Raw genomic sequence first — 1,349 nt, 5'->3', positions numbered from 1 at the left:
CCGGGCCGTCGGCCAGCTCACCGAGTTCCGCCGCGGGCTGGCCCGCCGTCCGCCCGGACCGGCGACCCGGGGGTACGCACGGCTGCTCGCGGCGACCCGTCCGTACCTGCCGTCACGGCACCCGTGGCGGCCGTCGCCGCCGGTGAGCTGCGAGGCACGCCGGGACGGCGGCACGACGGGAGCGGGCCCGAACCGCTAGCGTCGTGGCGTGACCCACGCTGCTCCCGTTTCCCCCGTCGACCGTGCCGGCCTGCGTCAGCGGATCGACAAGGCGCTCACCGAGTTCCTGGCCGGCCAGCGCGGCTGGCTGACCGCCGTCGACGACGGCCTGCTGCCCGTCGCCGAGGCGATCGAGGCGTTCGTGCTGGGCGGCGGCAAGCGGCTGCGCCCGGCGTTCGGCTACTGGGGCTACCGGGGCGCTGGCGGAGTCGACTCCGACCAGGTCGTCGCCGCCCTGGCCGCGTTGGAGTTCGTGCAGGCCAGCGCGCTGATTCACGACGACCTGATGGACCGGTCGGACACCCGGCGGGGCGAGCCGGCGGTGCACCGCAGGTTCGCCGCCCGGCACCGGGCGGCCGGCTGGGGCGGCGACGCGGACGCGTTCGGTGACTCGGCCGCGATCCTGCTGGGTGACCTGTGCCTGGTCTGGTCCGACGAGCTGCTGCACTCCTCCGGCCTGCCGCCGGCGACGGTTGCCCGGGCCCGGCCGGTCTTCGACGAGATGCGCACCGAGGTGACCGTCGGGCAGTACCTGGACGTGCTGACCCAGGCGACCGCTGACACCTCGCTCGACCGGGCGGCCAAGGTGGCCCGGTACAAGTCGGCGAAGTACACGGTCGAACGGCCGCTGCTGCTGGGCGCCGCGCTGGCCGGCGCCCCGGCCGAGGTGCACGCCGCCTACTCCGCGTACGGGCTGCCGCTGGGTGAGGCGTTCCAGCTCCGCGACGACGTGCTGGGCGTGTTCGGCGACCCGGAGCTGACCGGCAAGCCGGCCGGTGACGACCTGCGCGAGGGCAAGCGGACGTACCTGGTGGCGGCCGCCCTGGAGACGCTCGACGAGGCCGGCCGGGAGGCGCTGCTGGCCGGGCTGGGCGTACCGGACCTGGACGCGGCCGGGGTGGACCGGCTGCGCGAGCTGATCACCTCCAGCGGCGCGCTGGAGCGTGCCGAACGGCACATCACCGCGCTCACCGAGAGCGCGCTGGCCGCGCTCACCGCCGTCGACCTGGACACCGAGGCCCGCCAGGCGCTGGTGGACCTGGCCATAGCCGCCACCCGCCGCCCCGCCGGACAACCACTCCCCCGCGCTGTCCCCCGCCTCCGAAGCGGTCGATCCTGAAGGTGGCGGC

The 1,349-nt window shown here is 75.8% G+C and carries 2 protein-coding genes; both read left to right on the top strand.

Features of this window, described 5'->3' with window-relative positions; genetic code table 11:
* The coding region (locus tag KBX39_RS31325) for a hypothetical protein (RefSeq protein ID WP_210874018.1) at window positions 1-199 on the top strand (199 nt) is incomplete at its 5' end.
* A gap of 9 nt (window positions 200-208) precedes the next feature.
* A complete protein-coding gene (locus tag KBX39_RS31320; protein ID WP_210874016.1) occupies window positions 209-1,339 on the top strand; it encodes a polyprenyl synthetase family protein in 1,131 nt (376 codons plus the stop codon).
* Window positions 1,340-1,349: the final 10 nt, after the last annotated feature.

Origin of the sequence: Micromonospora sp. D75 (genome assembly GCF_018070405.1) — a bacterium.
GTDB lineage: Bacteria > Actinomycetota > Actinomycetes > Mycobacteriales > Micromonosporaceae > Micromonospora > Micromonospora chalcea.
The sequence above is the reverse complement of the archived record's forward strand: the minus strand, read 5'-3'. Positions and strand labels throughout refer to the sequence as shown.